Here is a 13181-nt window from a genome sequence, read left to right on the forward strand (position 1 = left end):
ATGTTCCGCAAGCTGCTCGACGAAGGTCGTGCGGGCGACAATATCGGCGCCCTGGTGCGCGGCACGAAGCGTGAGGAAGTCGAGCGCGGCCAGGTTCTGGCCAAGCCCGGCACCATCACCCCGCACACCGAATTCGATGCCGAAGTCTATGTGCTGTCGAAGGAAGAAGGCGGTCGCCACACCCCGTTCTTCGCCAACTATCGTCCGCAGTTCTACTTCCGCACCACCGACGTGACCGGTGAAGTGATCCTGCCCGAAGGCACGGAAATGGTCATGCCCGGCGACAATGTGAAGCTCGGCGTCAAGCTGATCGCCCCGATCGCGATGGATCCGGGTCTGCGCTTCGCCATCCGTGAAGGCGGTCGTACCGTCGGCGCGGGGGTTGTCGGCACGATCTCGAAGTAATATAGGACCGCAGCGGCGCGAATCGTCTGATTCGCGCCGCTCGGAATTTTTGCCGCCCCGGATCGCCTTTCTCCGGCTCCCTTGGAGCTAGAAGGGCAGGGAAGGGGCGGATATTTTTTGTTGGCGCATTTCCGCAAGTCATCGGCTGCTCCGGCTGACTTTCGAAAATGCTCCGGGTTTTTGGCTCTTTCGCATCGGTACAGGAACAATGGACAGCAATATCCGCATTCGCCTCAAGGCGTTCGATCATCGCGTGCTCGATCAGGCGACCGGCGACATCGCCGACACCGCCCGCCGCACTGGCGCCCTCATCCGCGGTCCCATTCCTCTTCCGACGCGCATCGAAAAGTTCACGGTCAACCGTGGCCCGCATATCGACAAGAAGTCGCGCGAGCAGTTCGAAGTCCGCACGTACAAGCGTATGCTTGACATTGTGCAGCCGACGCCGCAGACGGTCGACGCGCTGATGAAGCTGGATCTGGCTGCCGGCGTGAACGTGGAAATCAAGCTGGCCTGACGCCGGCAAGTCCCTGCTCCCCGCCTTCGGGCTTATGGGCGGGCAGGGTATCGGGCACTTTGCCAAGGCAGAGGCTCAAACGACACAAGGGATACCGCACGGCCCCACCGGTGAACCGGTAAGGCGCGTGGTCCTGGTCCCCCGTCGCCTTCCCCGAGAGGGGTTGGCATCCGACCCTGACGGGGTGATCGCTAATTTGGGTTGGGCCGCGAAGGAGTTATCCTGCGCGGTTTTTTCGTTGGATACGCCCGCTGCTAAGGCGGGCCTCTATGGGAGTAATCAGTGATGCGCACAGGCGTGATCGCTAAGAAAGTCGGGATGACCCGTCTGTTCCAGGAGGACGGACGGCACGTACCGGTTACGGTTCTGGCCCTTGAAGGCAACCAGGTCGTGGCGCGCAAGGAAACCGATCGGGATGGCTATATCGCTGTTCAGCTCGGCGCGGGCGTCGCCAAGGTCAAGAATGTGGCCAAGCCGCAGCGCGGCCAGTTCGCCAAGGCCGAGGTTGAGCCCAAGGCTCGTCTGGTCGAATTCCGTGTCGCCGAGGATGCGCTCCTTGATGTCGGCGCCGAAATCGCGGCCGATCATTTCGTTGCCGGCCAGCTGGTCGATGTTGCCGGTCATACCCAGGGTAAGGGTTTTGCCGGTGCGATGAAGCGCTGGGGCTTCGGCGGTATGCGCGCCACCCACGGCGTGTCGATCAGCCACCGCGCCCATGGTTCGACCGGTAACCGCCAGGATCCGGGTCGCGTCTTCAAGAACAAGAAGATGGCCGGTCACATGGGTGATCGCGAGCGGACCCAGCAGAATCTGGAAATCGTGCGTACCGATGTCGAGCGCGGCCTGCTGTTCGTCAAGGGCAGCGTTCCGGGCGCCAAGGGCACCTGGCTGACCGTCAAGGATGCCGTCAAGGTTCCGCGTCACGCCGATGCTCCCTATCCGGCCAGCCTGAAGGCTGCTGCCAACAGCAACAACGCTCCGGCCGAGACGCCCGCTGATGAAGCGGCCGCTCCCGAAGCGACCGAAGGCCAGGAGGGCTAAACCATGAAGGTCAATGTACAGACCCTCGACGCGCAGACTGCCGGCGAGCTGGAGCTGAACGATGCCGTGTTCGGCGTCGAGCCCCGCACCGACATCCTGCACCGCGTCGTAACCTGGCAGCTGGAAAAGCGTCGCGCGCCCGCTCGTGCCACCCGTGAACGTTCGGACGTCGCCCGCACCGGCAAGAAGTTCGGCCGTCAGAAGGGCGGCGGTACGGCCCGTCACGGCGACCGCAAGGCGCCGATCTTCATCGGCGGTGGTAAGGCGCACGGCGCCCGCGCCCGCGACTTTGGTCACGACCTCAACAAGAAGGTCCGTGCCCTGGGTCTCAAGATGGCGCTGTCGGCCAAGGCCAAGGACGGATCGCTGATCGTTCTGGACAGCTTCGACGTGGCGGAAGGCAAGACCAAGACCCTGGTCGCGCATCTCGCCAAGCTGAACCTCAACAAGGCGCTGTTTATCGACGGCGACGCGGTGAATGTCAGCTTCGCGAAGGCTTCGGCGAACATCGTCGGCGTCAACCTGCTGCCGGCCGTTGGCGCCAACGTCTACGACATCCTGAAGGCCGATTCGCTGGTGCTTACCCGCGCCGCGGTCGAAAAGCTGGAGGCCCGTTTCAATGGCTAAGAAAGAAGCCGCGACCGTGGACAATCGTCATTTCGACGTCGTTGTCGCGCCGGTCATCACCGAGAAGTCGACGCTTCTCTCCGAAAACAATGCCGTGGTCTTCCAGGTCGCCAATGACGCGTCCAAGCCGGAGATCAAGGCAGCTGTCGAAGCCCTGTTCGGCGTGACCGTGAAGGCGGTCAACACGCTGGTCCAGAAGGGCAAGGTCAAGCGCTGGAAGGGCAAGCCCTACAAGCGCAATGACGTGAAGAAGGCGATCGTGACGCTGGCCGAAGGTCAGTCCATCGACGTCACCACCGGAATCTGAGGCGGGATAGATGGCACTCAAGCACTATAATCCGACCAGTCCCGCACAGCGCGGCCTGATCCTCGTCGACAAGTCGAGCCTGCACAAGGGTAAGCCCGTCAAGGCGCTGACCGAAGGCAAGCGCAAGACCGGTGGCCGTAACAACAAGGGCCATGTGACTTCGCGCGGTATCGCCGGCGGTCACAAGCAGCGCTATCGTATCATCGACTTCAAGCGTCGCCTGTGGGACGTGGAAGGCACGGTCGAGCGTCTGGAATATGACCCCAACCGCACCGCCTTCATCGCGCTGGTCAACTATGCCGACGGCACCCAGGCCTATGTCCTGGCGCCGCAGCGTCTTGCCCCCGGTGACAAGATCATCGCCGGCAAGAAGACCGACGTGAAGCCGGGCAACGCGATGGAACTGGGCCAGATGCCGGTCGGCACCATCATCCACAATATCGAGATGAAGCCGGGCAAGGGCGGTCAACTCTGCCGTTCGGCGGGCACTTATGCCCAGCTCGTCGGCCGCGATCGCGGCATGGTGATGGTCCGCCTGTCCTCGGGCGAGCAGCGCTACATTCGTTCGGACTGCATGGGCACCATCGGCGCCGTGTCGAACCCGGACAATGCCAACACCAATCTCGCCAAGGCCGGTCGTAACCGCTGGCTGGGCAAGCGTCCACTGACGCGCGGTGTTGCGAAGAACCCGGTCGATCACCCGCATGGTGGTGGTGAAGGCCGGACCTCGGGCGGTCGTCATCCGGTGACGCCATGGGGCAAGCCGACCAAGGGTGCGCGCACCCGCCACAACAAGGCGACGGACAAGTTCATCATCCGTAGCCGCCACGCGAAGAAGAAGAGGTAAGCGAGATGGCTCGTTCCGTCTGGAAAGGTCCGTTCGTGGACCTCAGCCTTCTGAAGAAGGCGGAAGCCGCGCAGGACGCGGGTGGCCGTGCGCCGATCAAGACCTGGTCGCGCCGTTCCACCATCCTGCCGCAGTTCGTCGGCCTGACGTTCAACGTCTATAACGGCCGCAAGCATGTTCCGGTCTCCGTGAACGAGGATATGGTGGGTCACAAGCTGGGCGAATTCGCCCCGACCCGCTTCTTCCCCGGCCACGCCGCCGACAAGAAGGGCAAGCGCTGATGAGCAAGGAAAAGGCTCCCCGTCGCGTCGCCGACAATGAAGCGCTCGCCGTTGGCACGCAGATCCGTGGTTCGGCCCAGAAGCTGAACCTGGTCGCCACGCTGATCCGCGGCCGCAAGGTCGAGGACGCGCTCAACATCCTCGCTTTCTCGAAGAAGGCGATGGCGGTCGACGTGCGCAAGGTGCTGGCTTCGGCCATCGCCAACGCGGAAAATAACCACAATCTGGACGTCGACGCACTGGTCGTTGCGGAAGCATCGGTGGGCAAGAGCTTCACCATGAAGCGCTTCCACGCGCGCGGCCGCGGCAAGTCCACCCGGATCCTCAAGCCCTTCAGCCGCGTGCGCATTGTCGTGCGTGAAGCTGGCGAAGAAGCGGAGGCGTAAGCACATGGGTCACAAGAGCAACCCGATCGGTCTGCGTCTGCAGATCAACCGTACCTGGGACAGCCGCTGGTTCGCGGAAGGCCAGGACTATGGCCGTCTCCTGCTGGAAGATCTCAAGATCCGCCAGTATATCATGAAGACGCTGCCCCAGGCCGCGATTTCAAAGGTCGTGATCGAGCGCCCGGCCAAGCTGTGCCGCGTGTCGATCTATGCCGCCCGTCCGGGTGTCATCATCGGCAAGAAGGGCGCGGACATTGAAAAGCTGCGCAAGAAGCTGGGCAACCTGACTTCATCCGACGTGTCGCTGAACATCGTCGAGATCCGCAAGCCGGAAGTTGATTCCAAGCTCGTGGCGCAGGGCATCGCCGACCAGCTGGAGCGCCGTGTGGCGTTCCGGCGTGCGATGAAGCGCGCGGTGCAGTCAGCCCTGCGTCTGGGCGCTGAAGGCATCAAGATCACCTGCGGTGGCCGTCTGGGCGGCGCGGAGATCGCGCGCGTCGAATGGTATCGCGAAGGCCGCGTTCCGCTGCACACTCTGCGCGCGAATGTCGACTATGCCGAAGCCACGGCGCACACCGCCTATGGCGTGTGCGGCATCAAGGTCTGGATCTTCAAGGGCGAAATCCTTGGGCATGATCCGATGGCCACCGACCGGCTGATGCTGGAGGCTCAGACCTCCGGCGTGCGCCCGGCGCGCTGAAGATAAGAAGGTAATAGCGTCATGCTGCAACCGAAGAAAATGAAGTTCCGCAAGACCTTCAAGGGTCGGATCAAGGGCGACGCCAAGGGCGGTTCGGCTTTGAATTTCGGCGCCTATGGTCTTAAGGCCCTGGAACCCGAGCGCGTCACCGCTCGCCAGATCGAGGCGGCCCGCCGCGCGATTCAGCGTCACCTTCGCCGTCAGGGCCGTCTGTGGATCCGTGTGTTCCCCGACGTGCCCGTGTCGAAGAAGCCTGCCGAAGTCCGTCAGGGTAAGGGCAAGGGTTCGGTTGAATATTGGGCGGCGCGCGTCAAGCCCGGCCGCATCCTGTTCGAACTGGACGGCGTGCCCGGTCCGCTCGCAGCAGAGGCCTTCTCGCGCGCCGCGATGAAGCTGCCCATCAAGACGAAGGTCGTTGCCCGCCTCGGCGACACCTCGCACCTGGAGGGTTAAGCCGTGGCAAATGTCGCAGACCTCAAGACCAAGACGGACGACGAACTGTCGACCGAACTCAACAACCTGAAGCGCGAGCAGTTCAACCTGCGCTTTCAGGCCGCTACCAACCAGCTGGAAAAGCCCAGCCGGGTGCGTGAAGTGCGCCGGACCATCGCGCAGATCAAGACGCTGCAGGGCGAACGCGCCCGCGTGGCGAAGTAAGAAGGAAATCACACGATGCCCAAGCGCGTGCTGACGGGAACGGTGGTTTCCGACAAGACCGACAAGACGGTGGTGGTTCGGGTGGAGCGCAAGGTAAAGCATGCGCTCTACGGCAAGATCATCCGCCTGTCGAAAAAATATCATGCCCATGACGAGGGCAATGTCTACAAGGAAGGCGAGACGGTCCGTATCGAGGAAACCGCCCCGATTTCCAAGCTCAAGACCTGGAAGGTCATCGAGCGGGTGGACACCCACAAGTCGCCCGAAACGGCGGCCTGAGGACTAGTTGCCGGCCCATATGGGCTAGAAAGTTCGAACGCGGGGCTGGCCTTTTCTTTTCGAAAGGGTTACAGGCCCGCGCTTCGTGCATTCGAATCTGCCGGGTCGAACACGAAATTCGGAACCGCCGGGAATTGACCCGGTAGGCCAAATAAGAAGGAACCGGATCCATGATCCAGATGCAATCCAATCTTGACGTCGCTGACAACAGCGGCGCCAAGCGCGTCCAGTGCATCAAGGTGCTGGGCGGGTCGAAGCGGCGCTTCGCTGGCGTGGGCGACATCATCGTCGTCTCGATCAAGGAAGCCCAGCCGCGCGGCAAGGTGAAGAAGGGTGACGTGCATCGCGCCGTCATCGTGCGGACCGCCAAGGACGTGCGTCGCGCTGACGGCAGCGTGATTCGCTTCGACGGCAATGCCGCTGTGCTCATCAACAAGAACGAGGAGCCGATCGGCACCCGTATCTTTGGCCCGGTCGTTCGCGAACTGCGCGCCAAGAAGCACATGAAGATCATCAGCCTTGCGCCCGAGGTGCTGTAATGAGCGCTGCTAAGATCAAGAAGGGCGACAAGGTCGTCGTCCTGGCTGGCAAGGACAAGGGCCGGACCGGCGCCGTCCTTCAGGTGATGCCCAAGGAAGACCGCGTTCTGGTCGAAGGCATCAACGTGCATGCGCGTCACCGCAAGCCCGATCAGGCCAACCCCCAGGGTGGCATCGATCGCAAGCCTGCGCCGCTGCACATTTCCAACGTCGCTGTCGCCGACAAGGATGGTAAGCCGACCCGCGTCCGTTTCGAGGATCGCGACGGCAAGAAGGTCCGCGTCGCCGTCAAGTCCGGTGAGGTGCTGTAATGGCCGACAAATATATTCCGCGCTCCAAGGCGCTCTATGACGCCGAAATCGCCAAGGCGATGACCGAGAAGTTCGGTTACAAGAACGTCATGGAAGTCCCCCGCATCGAAAAAATCACGCTCAACATGGGCGTGGGCGAAGCGACGCAGGACAAGAAGAAGGTCACGTCGGCCGCCGAGGAAATGGAACTGATCGCCGGCCAGAAGCCGGTCATCACCAAGGCCCGCAAGTCGATCGCCCAGTTCAAGCTGCGCGAAGGCATGCCGATCGGTGCCAAGGTCACGCTGCGCCGCGAGCGCATGTATGAGTTCCTGGATCGCCTGGTGAACATTGCGCTGCCCCGCGTGCGCGACTTCCGTGGTCTCAATCCCAAGAGCTTCGATGGTCGTGGCAACTATGCCTTTGGCATCAAGGAGCAGATCATCTTCCCGGAGATCAACTATGACCGCATCGACAAGGTGCGCGGCATGGACATCATCGTGACCACCACGGCGAAGACGGACGATGAAGCGCGCGAATTGCTGCGCCTCTTCGGCTTCCCCTTCCCGCTCGAAGAGAAGCAGGCGGCCTGATTGCAGGTCCCGCTTCTCTCCCAACGCTTAAGCTAAGGAAGAGAACTTAAGTCATGGCGAAACTGAGTTCGATCAACAAGAACGAGCGCCGCAAGAAGCTGGTGAAGAAATATGCCGGCCGCTATGCGAAGCTCAAGGCGATCGCGAATGATACCGCGGCCGACGACAGCGATCGTCTGATCGCGCGTCTGAAGATGGCGGAGATCCCCCGCAACGGCAACCCGACCCGTATTCGGAACCGCTGTGAGCTGACGGGGCGTCCCCGCGCTTATTACCGCAAATTCCGTCTCTGCCGCGTGCAGCTGCGTGATCTGGCCAACAAGGGCCTGATCCCCGGCGTCACCAAGTCGAGCTGGTAAGGATCATTTGAGATGGCATTGACCGATCCCCTGGGTGATATGCTCACCCGCATCCGCAACGGGCAGCAGGCGAAGAAGGACAGCGTGATGTCCCCCGCTAGCAAGCTGCGCGCCCGCGTGCTCGACGTGCTGCAGCGTGAAGGCTATATCCGCGGCTATTCCGAGGAAGCGCTCGGCAAGCATGCCGGCCTGCGCATCGAGCTGAAATATTTCGAGGGCCAGCCGGCGATCAAGCATGTCGCCCGCGTGTCCAAGCCTGGCCGCCGCGTCTATTCAGGTTCCAAGGAACTGCCGATCGTGCGCAACGGCCTAGGCATCACCATTGTCTCGACGCCTCGCGGCGTTCTGTCCGACGCTGAAGCGCGTGAGCAGAATGTCGGCGGCGAAGTGCTGGCGGAGGTGTTCTGATGAGCCGCACTGGCAAAAAGCCGGTCACCGTACCTTCGGGCGTGACCGCGTCCATCGCTGATGGTCAGCTGTCGGTGAAGGGGCCCAAGGGCACCCTCGCCATTCCGCTGGCTGATGAAGTGACCTACAACGTCGAGGACGGCAAGATCGCCGTGCAGCCTGCCAATGACAGCAAGCGCGCTCGCGCTTTCTGGGGCATGCAGCGCACGCTGATCGCCAACCTGATCACCGGCGTCACCGAAGGCTACACCAAGAAGCTGCTGATCACCGGCGTCGGCTATCGTGCGAATGCCCAGGGCAAGACCCTGAAGCTGCAGCTCGGCTACAGCCATGACGTCGATTTCGCGGTGCCCGAGGGCATCGAGATCAAGACTCCGGATAACACCACGGTCGAGATCAGCGGCATCGATAAGCAGCAGGTTGGCCAGGTGGCCGCCGAAATCCGTCGTTGGCGCAAGCCCGAACCCTATAAGGGCAAGGGCATCAAGTATGACGGCGAGTTCATCTTCCGCAAGGAAGGGAAGAAGAAGTAAGATGGCAAAGCTTTCCCTCTTCGATCGGCGTCGTCGCCGCGTTCGTACCGCGCTCAAGGCGCGTTCGGGTGACAAGCCTCGTCTGAGCATCCATCGCTCGGGCCGTCACATCTACGCCCAGGTCATTGATGACGCCGCCGGCAAGACCGTCGCCGCCGCTTCGACCCTGGACAAGGATGTGCGCGCCAAGACTGGCGCCACCGCCGAAGCCGCTGCCGATGTCGGCAAGCGCGTCGCCGCTGCGGCGACCGCCGCTGGCGTCACCAAGGTCGTGTTCGACCGTGGCGGCTTCCTGTTCCATGGCCGCGTCAAGGCGCTGGCCGATGCCGCCCGCGAAGGCGGGCTGGAGTTCTGATCATGGCTGACGAAAACCAAATCCAGGCCCAGCCTGGCGCACCTGCCGCCGTCGAAGGCGGCGAGCAGCCCCAGACCGAAAATCGCGGCCCCGGCCGTGGTCGTGGCAACCGCGGGGGCGGAGATCGCAACCGTGGTGATCGTGGCGGCCGTGGTCGTCGCGATGATCGTCGCGGCAACCGTGACGAGGATCAGGGCGAAGAACTGATCGAGAAGCTGGTGCACATCAACCGCGTGTCCAAGACGGTGAAGGGTGGTAAGCGCTTCGGCTTTGCCGCTCTGGTGGTCGTCGGTGACGGCAAGGGTCGCGCCGGTTTCGGTCATGGCAAGGCGCGCGAAGTGCCCGAAGCCATCAGCAAGGCGACCGCTGCCGCGAAAAAGGCGATGGTCCGCGTGCCGTTGAAGGAAGGCCGCACCCTGCATCATGATGGTCTGGGCCATTTTGGCGCGGGCAAGGTGACGGTGCGTTCGGCCCCGGCCGGTACGGGCATCATCGCGGGCGGTCCGATGCGCGCCGTATTCGAAAGCCTCGGCGTTGCTGACGTCGTGACCAAGTCGAACGGCACGTCGAACCCCTATAACATGATCCGTGCGACCTTCGCGGCGCTGGGCGAGCAGACCAGCCCCAAGTCGGTGGCGCAGCGTCGTGGCAAGAAGGTCGCTGACCTTCTGCGTCGCGGTGGTGCCTCGGCGGACGTCGCGCAGGCCGACGCCGAAGCGATTGCGGAGTAACAGGACATGGCAACCATCAAGATCAAGCAGATCGGTTCGCCGATCCGCCGCCCCGAGAGCCAGAAGAAGATTCTGATCGGCCTGGGCCTTGGCAAGATGCACCGCGTGGTGGAGCTGGAAGACACGGCGGAAGTCCGCGGTGCGATCAAGAAGCTGCCCCATATGGTGGAAGTGGTCGAAGGCTAAGGCCTTCCATCCATGAAGATTGAAGCGGGAGAGGGGGCGACCCCTCTTTCGTTTTTTTAGCGGAAGCGCTATGGCGCGCTTCCTTCACAGGGTCCCGCGGGGATCAGCGCGATAAAAGCGAAAGCGAGTGCGAACATGAAACTCAACGAACTCAACGACAATGCCGGTGCCCGCAAGGGGCGTATGCGTGTGGGCCGCGGTATCGGCTCGGGCAAGGGCAAGACCGCAGGGCGCGGCCAGAAGGGTGCCAAGGCACGTTCGGGCGTCAGCATCAACGGTTTCGAAGGCGGCCAGATGCCGCTCCATATGCGTCTGCCAAAGCGCGGCTTCAATAATATCTTTGCCAAGGATTACGCGATCGTGAACCTGGGCGAAGTGCAGAAAGCGATCGACGCCGGCAAGCTGGACGCGGCCGCGACGCTCGATCATGCCGCGTTCAAGGCAGCGAACCTGGCCCGCGGCGGCAAGGATGGCGTTCGCCTGCTGGGCAAGGGTGAACTGACCGCGAAGGTCAGCTTCCTGGTTGCCGGTGCGTCGAAGGGTGCTGTCGAAGCCGTCGAAAAGGCGGGTGGCAAGGTCGAAGTGATCGAAGTCGTCCCGGCCGCGGAAAAGGCCAAGGCCAAGAAGGGCAGCGCCCTGGCGGCCAAGAAGGCCGCAACCAAGGCCTAAACTGACCAACGAGTCTTGCAAGCAGGACCCCGCTGCCCGATATGGGTCGGCGGGGTCATGTGTTTCGGGGTTTCCGAACGCTTCTCCTCTCCCTGTTCGTTTCGAGCGCAGTCGAGAAACGCAAGGCTGACCGCTCCGTGTCTCGACTTCGCTCGACATGAACGGAGTTGGGTGCTTAAGGGGTTAGCGATTCCGGTCGGGCGTCTGTCCGGCCCAAGAGTGATTTTGAAGGGCAGCCACCATGGCATCGAGAGCCGACCAGCTCGCATCCAATCTCAGCCTCGCGAAATTCAGCCAGGCGACCGATCTCAAGAAGCGCCTGTGGTTTACGCTTGGCGCGCTGATTGTGTTCCGTTTCTTAAGCTTCGTGCCGCTGCCGGGTGTCGATCCGACCGCGCTATCGACGCTGTATGCGCAGACCAATGGCGGCATCCTCGACATCTTCAACACCTTCTCGGGTGGTTCGTTGTCGCGCATGAGCCTCATCGCGCTCGGCGTCATGCCCTATATCACCGCGTCGATCGTGGTGCAGTTGGCCGCCTCCCTCTCGCCGCAACTCGCGGCGATCAAGAAGGAAGGTGAAAGCGGGCGCAAGAAGCTCAACCAGTATACCCGCTATGGCACTGTCGGCCTGACCGCGGTGCAGGGCTATTTCATCGCCGCTGGCCTTGAAAGCTTCGGCGCGCAGTCGGGCGTCCAGGCGGTGGTCGATCCCGGCCTGCTGTTCCGCCTCACCGCGGTCGTATCGCTGATCGGCGGCACCATGTTCCTGATGTGGCTGGGCGAGCAGATCACCTCGCGCGGCATTGGCAATGGCGTGTCGCTCATCATCATGGCCGGTATCGTCGCCCAGTTGCCGGTGACGCTCAGCAACCTGTTCAAATCGGGTCGCGAAGGCTCCATTTCGGGCCTGCTGATCATGCTGGTCATCGTCATGGCGCTCGGCCTCATCCTGCTCATTTGTTATATGGAGCGGGCGCAGCGCCGGGTGTTGATCCAGTATCCCAAGCGCCAGACGCGCCAGGGCCTGATGCAGGCGGACCGCAGCCATCTGCCCTTGAAGGTCAACACCGCCGGCGTCATTCCACCGATCTTCGCCAGTTCGCTGCTGTTGATGCCGCTCACCATCTCGCAATTTGCGGGCCAGACGGTCGCTGGCGAAAGCCGGCTGGGCGATTTCGTGCTGACGCTCAACCAGTATCTGTCGCACGGCAGCCCGGTCTACATGGCGCTTTACGGGCTCGGCATCGTCTTCTTCTGCTTCTTCTACACCGCCGTGGTGTTCAATCCGGAAGAAACGGCCGATAATCTCAAGCGCAATGGCGGCTTCATCCCCGGCATCCGTCCGGGCAAGAATACCGAACATTATCTCGATTATGTGCTGACGCGCATCACCGTCATCGGCGCGGCCTATCTGGCCTTCATCTGCTTGGTGCCGGAATTCGCGATCGCGCGTGCGGGCATCCCCTTCTACCTTGGTGGCACTAGCCTTCTGATCGTGGTCAATGTTACGGTCGATACGGTGACCCAGATTCAGAGCCATCTGCTGGCGCATCAATATGGGGATCTGATCAAGAAGGCGAAGCTCAAGGGTCGGTTGCGCTGAGGGGCGCGCCGACACTCTGACACAGCGCAACGAACAGGGGAGTATGCGCGCAATGAACATCATTCTGCTTGGCCCTCCAGGTGCGGGCAAGGGCACGCAGGCGGCGCGCCTCGTCGACAATCTCGGCATGGTGCAGCTATCGACGGGCGATATGCTGCGCGCAGCGGTGAAGGCGGGGACGCCGATCGGCCTCAAGGCCAAGGCCGTGATGGAAGCGGGCGAACTGGTGTCGGACGAGATTGTGTCGGGCATCATCGGCGAGGCGCTGGACGCCCTCTCGCCCGGAACCGGCGTCATCTTCGACGGCTATCCCCGCACCGAAGCGCAGGCGCATGCGCTCGACACCATCCTGTCGGACCGCGATCGAACGCTCGACCATGTCATCGAGCTTGAGGTGAATGAAGATGCACTGGTGGATCGCATCACCGGCCGTTTTACCTGCGCCACCTGCGGTGCGGGCTATCATGACCGTTTCAAGCAGCCCAAGGTCGATGGCGAATGCGACAAGTGCCACGGCCACGAATTCAAGCGCCGTCCTGACGACAATGAGGAAACGGTGCGCACGCGCATGGCCGAATATCGCGCCAAGACGGCGCCCATCCTGCCTGTCTATGAAGCGCGCGGCATCGTGTCCCGCGTGGACGGCATGGCGGACATGGATGACGTGACCAAGGCGATCGCCGCCATTCTGGATGGCAAGGCGCTCTAAGGCGCCGTTCCTCTGACAGGGCGGGATAGCCGCTCATGGCACCTGACCAAGAGCCGGCGCTGCATGGGCAGCGCCGGCTCTTTGCGCATCGGGAACCCGCGCGGATGATCATGATCACGTTGAGCGCTCCACCTTGGTCAGATTGTATCAAAGCGG

General features: G+C 62.4%; 23 protein-coding genes and 1 pseudogene. All 24 read left to right on the plus strand.

Features of this window, described 5'->3' with window-relative positions; translation table 11 throughout:
• Positions 1-405, plus strand: a pseudogene (tuf, locus tag B2V90_RS15735) (elongation factor Tu); the annotation flags it as partial.
• Positions 406-613: 208 nt separating this feature from the next.
• Entirely contained in the window at positions 614-922 is a 309-nt protein-coding gene (gene rpsJ, locus B2V90_RS15740; protein ID WP_007686587.1) for a 30S ribosomal protein S10, read from the plus strand.
• 285 nt (positions 923-1207) lie between these two features.
• Complete coding sequence (rplC, locus tag B2V90_RS15745; protein WP_037542012.1) at positions 1208-1963, plus strand: 50S ribosomal protein L3; 756 nt, start codon at positions 1208-1210, stop codon at positions 1961-1963.
• A gap of 3 nt (positions 1964-1966) precedes the next feature.
• Positions 1967-2590 (plus strand): 50S ribosomal protein L4, encoded by a 624-nt coding sequence (gene rplD / locus B2V90_RS15750; RefSeq protein WP_009820633.1) that lies wholly within the window; start codon positions 1967-1969, stop codon positions 2588-2590.
• Positions 2583-2897, plus strand: coding sequence for a 50S ribosomal protein L23 (locus B2V90_RS15755; protein ID WP_004208721.1), 315 nt, complete (start codon positions 2583-2585; stop codon positions 2895-2897). Before rplD ends, B2V90_RS15755 begins: the two co-directional genes overlap by 8 nt.
• A gap of 10 nt (positions 2898-2907) precedes the next feature.
• Positions 2908-3744, plus strand: coding sequence for a 50S ribosomal protein L2 (gene rplB, locus B2V90_RS15760; RefSeq protein WP_009820634.1), 837 nt, complete (start codon positions 2908-2910; stop codon positions 3742-3744).
• A gap of 5 nt (positions 3745-3749) precedes the next feature.
• Entirely contained in the window at positions 3750-4025 is a 276-nt protein-coding gene (rpsS, locus tag B2V90_RS15765) for a 30S ribosomal protein S19 (protein WP_009820635.1), read from the plus strand.
• A complete protein-coding gene (gene rplV / locus B2V90_RS15770; RefSeq protein ID WP_009820636.1) occupies positions 4025-4411 on the plus strand; it encodes a 50S ribosomal protein L22 in 387 nt (128 codons plus the stop codon). Before rpsS ends, rplV begins: the two co-directional genes overlap by 1 nt.
• Before the next feature lie 4 nt (positions 4412-4415).
• Positions 4416-5111: a 30S ribosomal protein S3 gene (gene rpsC, locus B2V90_RS15775; RefSeq protein WP_009820637.1), complete on the plus strand. Its 696-nt coding sequence runs from the start codon at positions 4416-4418 to the stop codon at positions 5109-5111.
• Positions 5112-5132: 21 nt separating this feature from the next.
• Positions 5133-5564 carry a 50S ribosomal protein L16 gene (rplP, locus tag B2V90_RS15780; protein WP_007686573.1) on the plus strand — a complete coding sequence of 144 codons (432 nt, stop codon included), beginning with the start codon at positions 5133-5135 and terminating at the stop codon, positions 5562-5564.
• A gap of 3 nt (positions 5565-5567) precedes the next feature.
• The gene (rpmC, locus tag B2V90_RS15785; RefSeq protein ID WP_009820638.1) at positions 5568-5768 is read left to right on the plus strand and encodes a 50S ribosomal protein L29; all 201 of its coding nucleotides are present in this window, start codon (positions 5568-5570) and stop codon (positions 5766-5768) included.
• A gap of 15 nt (positions 5769-5783) precedes the next feature.
• The gene (gene rpsQ / locus B2V90_RS15790; RefSeq protein WP_009820639.1) at positions 5784-6047 is read left to right on the plus strand and encodes a 30S ribosomal protein S17; all 264 of its coding nucleotides are present in this window, start codon (positions 5784-5786) and stop codon (positions 6045-6047) included.
• A 170-nt stretch (positions 6048-6217) separates the two neighbouring features.
• Positions 6218-6586, plus strand: a complete 369-nt coding sequence (gene rplN, locus B2V90_RS15795) for a 50S ribosomal protein L14 (protein ID WP_009820640.1) — start codon at positions 6218-6220, stop codon at positions 6584-6586.
• Positions 6586-6897 (plus strand): 50S ribosomal protein L24, encoded by a 312-nt coding sequence (gene rplX / locus B2V90_RS15800; RefSeq protein ID WP_009820641.1) that lies wholly within the window; start codon positions 6586-6588, stop codon positions 6895-6897. Before rplN ends, rplX begins: the two co-directional genes overlap by 1 nt.
• Entirely contained in the window at positions 6897-7469 is a 573-nt protein-coding gene (gene rplE, locus B2V90_RS15805) for a 50S ribosomal protein L5 (protein ID WP_009820642.1), read from the plus strand. The genes rplX and rplE overlap by 1 nt, the downstream gene beginning before the upstream one ends.
• A 53-nt stretch (positions 7470-7522) precedes the next feature.
• Positions 7523-7828, plus strand: coding sequence for a 30S ribosomal protein S14 (gene rpsN, locus B2V90_RS15810; RefSeq protein ID WP_009820643.1), 306 nt, complete (start codon positions 7523-7525; stop codon positions 7826-7828).
• A 12-nt stretch (positions 7829-7840) separates the two neighbouring features.
• Positions 7841-8236 carry a 30S ribosomal protein S8 gene (gene rpsH, locus B2V90_RS15815; RefSeq protein WP_009820644.1) on the plus strand — a complete coding sequence of 132 codons (396 nt, stop codon included), beginning with the start codon at positions 7841-7843 and terminating at the stop codon, positions 8234-8236.
• Positions 8236-8769: a 50S ribosomal protein L6 gene (gene rplF, locus B2V90_RS15820; RefSeq protein ID WP_009820645.1), complete on the plus strand. Its 534-nt coding sequence runs from the start codon at positions 8236-8238 to the stop codon at positions 8767-8769. The genes rpsH and rplF overlap by 1 nt, the downstream gene beginning before the upstream one ends.
• A gap of 1 nt (position 8770) precedes the next feature.
• Positions 8771-9124, plus strand: coding sequence for a 50S ribosomal protein L18 (rplR, locus tag B2V90_RS15825; protein WP_228221616.1), 354 nt, complete (start codon positions 8771-8773; stop codon positions 9122-9124).
• A 2-nt stretch (positions 9125-9126) separates the two neighbouring features.
• The gene (rpsE, locus tag B2V90_RS15830; RefSeq protein ID WP_009820647.1) at positions 9127-9855 is read left to right on the plus strand and encodes a 30S ribosomal protein S5; all 729 of its coding nucleotides are present in this window, start codon (positions 9127-9129) and stop codon (positions 9853-9855) included.
• A gap of 6 nt (positions 9856-9861) precedes the next feature.
• The gene (gene rpmD / locus B2V90_RS15835) at positions 9862-10041 is read left to right on the plus strand and encodes a 50S ribosomal protein L30 (protein ID WP_009820648.1); all 180 of its coding nucleotides are present in this window, start codon (positions 9862-9864) and stop codon (positions 10039-10041) included.
• 135 nt (positions 10042-10176) lie between these two features.
• Positions 10177-10710 (plus strand): 50S ribosomal protein L15, encoded by a 534-nt coding sequence (rplO, locus tag B2V90_RS15840; protein WP_009820649.1) that lies wholly within the window; start codon positions 10177-10179, stop codon positions 10708-10710.
• A gap of 241 nt (positions 10711-10951) precedes the next feature.
• Positions 10952-12316, plus strand: coding sequence for a preprotein translocase subunit SecY (gene secY / locus B2V90_RS15845; RefSeq protein ID WP_009820650.1), 1365 nt, complete (start codon positions 10952-10954; stop codon positions 12314-12316).
• A 52-nt stretch (positions 12317-12368) separates the two neighbouring features.
• Positions 12369-13025: an adenylate kinase gene (locus B2V90_RS15850; RefSeq protein ID WP_228221615.1), complete on the plus strand. Its 657-nt coding sequence runs from the start codon at positions 12369-12371 to the stop codon at positions 13023-13025.
• The last annotated feature ends 156 nt before the right edge of the window (positions 13026-13181 follow it).

Source organism: Sphingobium sp. UBA5915, assembly GCF_002431195.1.
GTDB classification, from domain to species: domain Bacteria; phylum Pseudomonadota; class Alphaproteobacteria; order Sphingomonadales; family Sphingomonadaceae; genus Sphingobium; species Sphingobium soli.

Excerpts from the sequence above, each read along its gene's own strand:
- rplN (WP_009820640.1), top strand. The coding sequence starts at position 6,218 with ATGATCCAGATGCAATCCAATCTTGACGTCGCTGACAACAGCGGCGCC.
- rplB (WP_009820634.1), top strand. The coding sequence starts at position 2,908 with ATGGCACTCAAGCACTATAATCCGACCAGTCCCGCACAGCGCGGCCTG.
- rpsC (WP_009820637.1), top strand. The coding sequence starts at position 4,416 with ATGGGTCACAAGAGCAACCCGATCGGTCTGCGTCTGCAGATCAACCGT.
- rplE (WP_009820642.1), top strand. The coding sequence starts at position 6,897 with ATGGCCGACAAATATATTCCGCGCTCCAAGGCGCTCTATGACGCCGAA.
- rplR (WP_228221616.1), top strand. The coding sequence starts at position 8,771 with ATGGCAAAGCTTTCCCTCTTCGATCGGCGTCGTCGCCGCGTTCGTACC.
- rpsH (WP_009820644.1), top strand. The coding sequence starts at position 7,841 with ATGGCATTGACCGATCCCCTGGGTGATATGCTCACCCGCATCCGCAAC.
- rplV (WP_009820636.1), top strand. The coding sequence starts at position 4,025 with ATGAGCAAGGAAAAGGCTCCCCGTCGCGTCGCCGACAATGAAGCGCTC.
- rpsN (WP_009820643.1), top strand. The coding sequence starts at position 7,523 with ATGGCGAAACTGAGTTCGATCAACAAGAACGAGCGCCGCAAGAAGCTG.
- secY (WP_009820650.1), top strand. The coding sequence starts at position 10,952 with ATGGCATCGAGAGCCGACCAGCTCGCATCCAATCTCAGCCTCGCGAAA.
- rpsJ (WP_007686587.1), top strand. The coding sequence starts at position 614 with ATGGACAGCAATATCCGCATTCGCCTCAAGGCGTTCGATCATCGCGTG.
- rpmD (WP_009820648.1), top strand. The coding sequence starts at position 9,862 with ATGGCAACCATCAAGATCAAGCAGATCGGTTCGCCGATCCGCCGCCCC.
- rpsE (WP_009820647.1), top strand. The coding sequence starts at position 9,127 with ATGGCTGACGAAAACCAAATCCAGGCCCAGCCTGGCGCACCTGCCGCC.
- rplD (WP_009820633.1), top strand. The coding sequence starts at position 1,967 with ATGAAGGTCAATGTACAGACCCTCGACGCGCAGACTGCCGGCGAGCTG.
- rplC (WP_037542012.1), top strand. The coding sequence starts at position 1,208 with ATGCGCACAGGCGTGATCGCTAAGAAAGTCGGGATGACCCGTCTGTTC.
- rpsQ (WP_009820639.1), top strand. The coding sequence starts at position 5,784 with ATGCCCAAGCGCGTGCTGACGGGAACGGTGGTTTCCGACAAGACCGAC.
- rpsS (WP_009820635.1), top strand. The coding sequence starts at position 3,750 with ATGGCTCGTTCCGTCTGGAAAGGTCCGTTCGTGGACCTCAGCCTTCTG.
- B2V90_RS15755 (WP_004208721.1), top strand. The coding sequence starts at position 2,583 with ATGGCTAAGAAAGAAGCCGCGACCGTGGACAATCGTCATTTCGACGTC.
- rplP (WP_007686573.1), top strand. The coding sequence starts at position 5,133 with ATGCTGCAACCGAAGAAAATGAAGTTCCGCAAGACCTTCAAGGGTCGG.
- B2V90_RS15850 (WP_228221615.1), top strand. The coding sequence starts at position 12,369 with ATGAACATCATTCTGCTTGGCCCTCCAGGTGCGGGCAAGGGCACGCAG.
- rplX (WP_009820641.1), top strand. The coding sequence starts at position 6,586 with ATGAGCGCTGCTAAGATCAAGAAGGGCGACAAGGTCGTCGTCCTGGCT.
- rplF (WP_009820645.1), top strand. The coding sequence starts at position 8,236 with ATGAGCCGCACTGGCAAAAAGCCGGTCACCGTACCTTCGGGCGTGACC.
- rplO (WP_009820649.1), top strand. The coding sequence starts at position 10,177 with ATGAAACTCAACGAACTCAACGACAATGCCGGTGCCCGCAAGGGGCGT.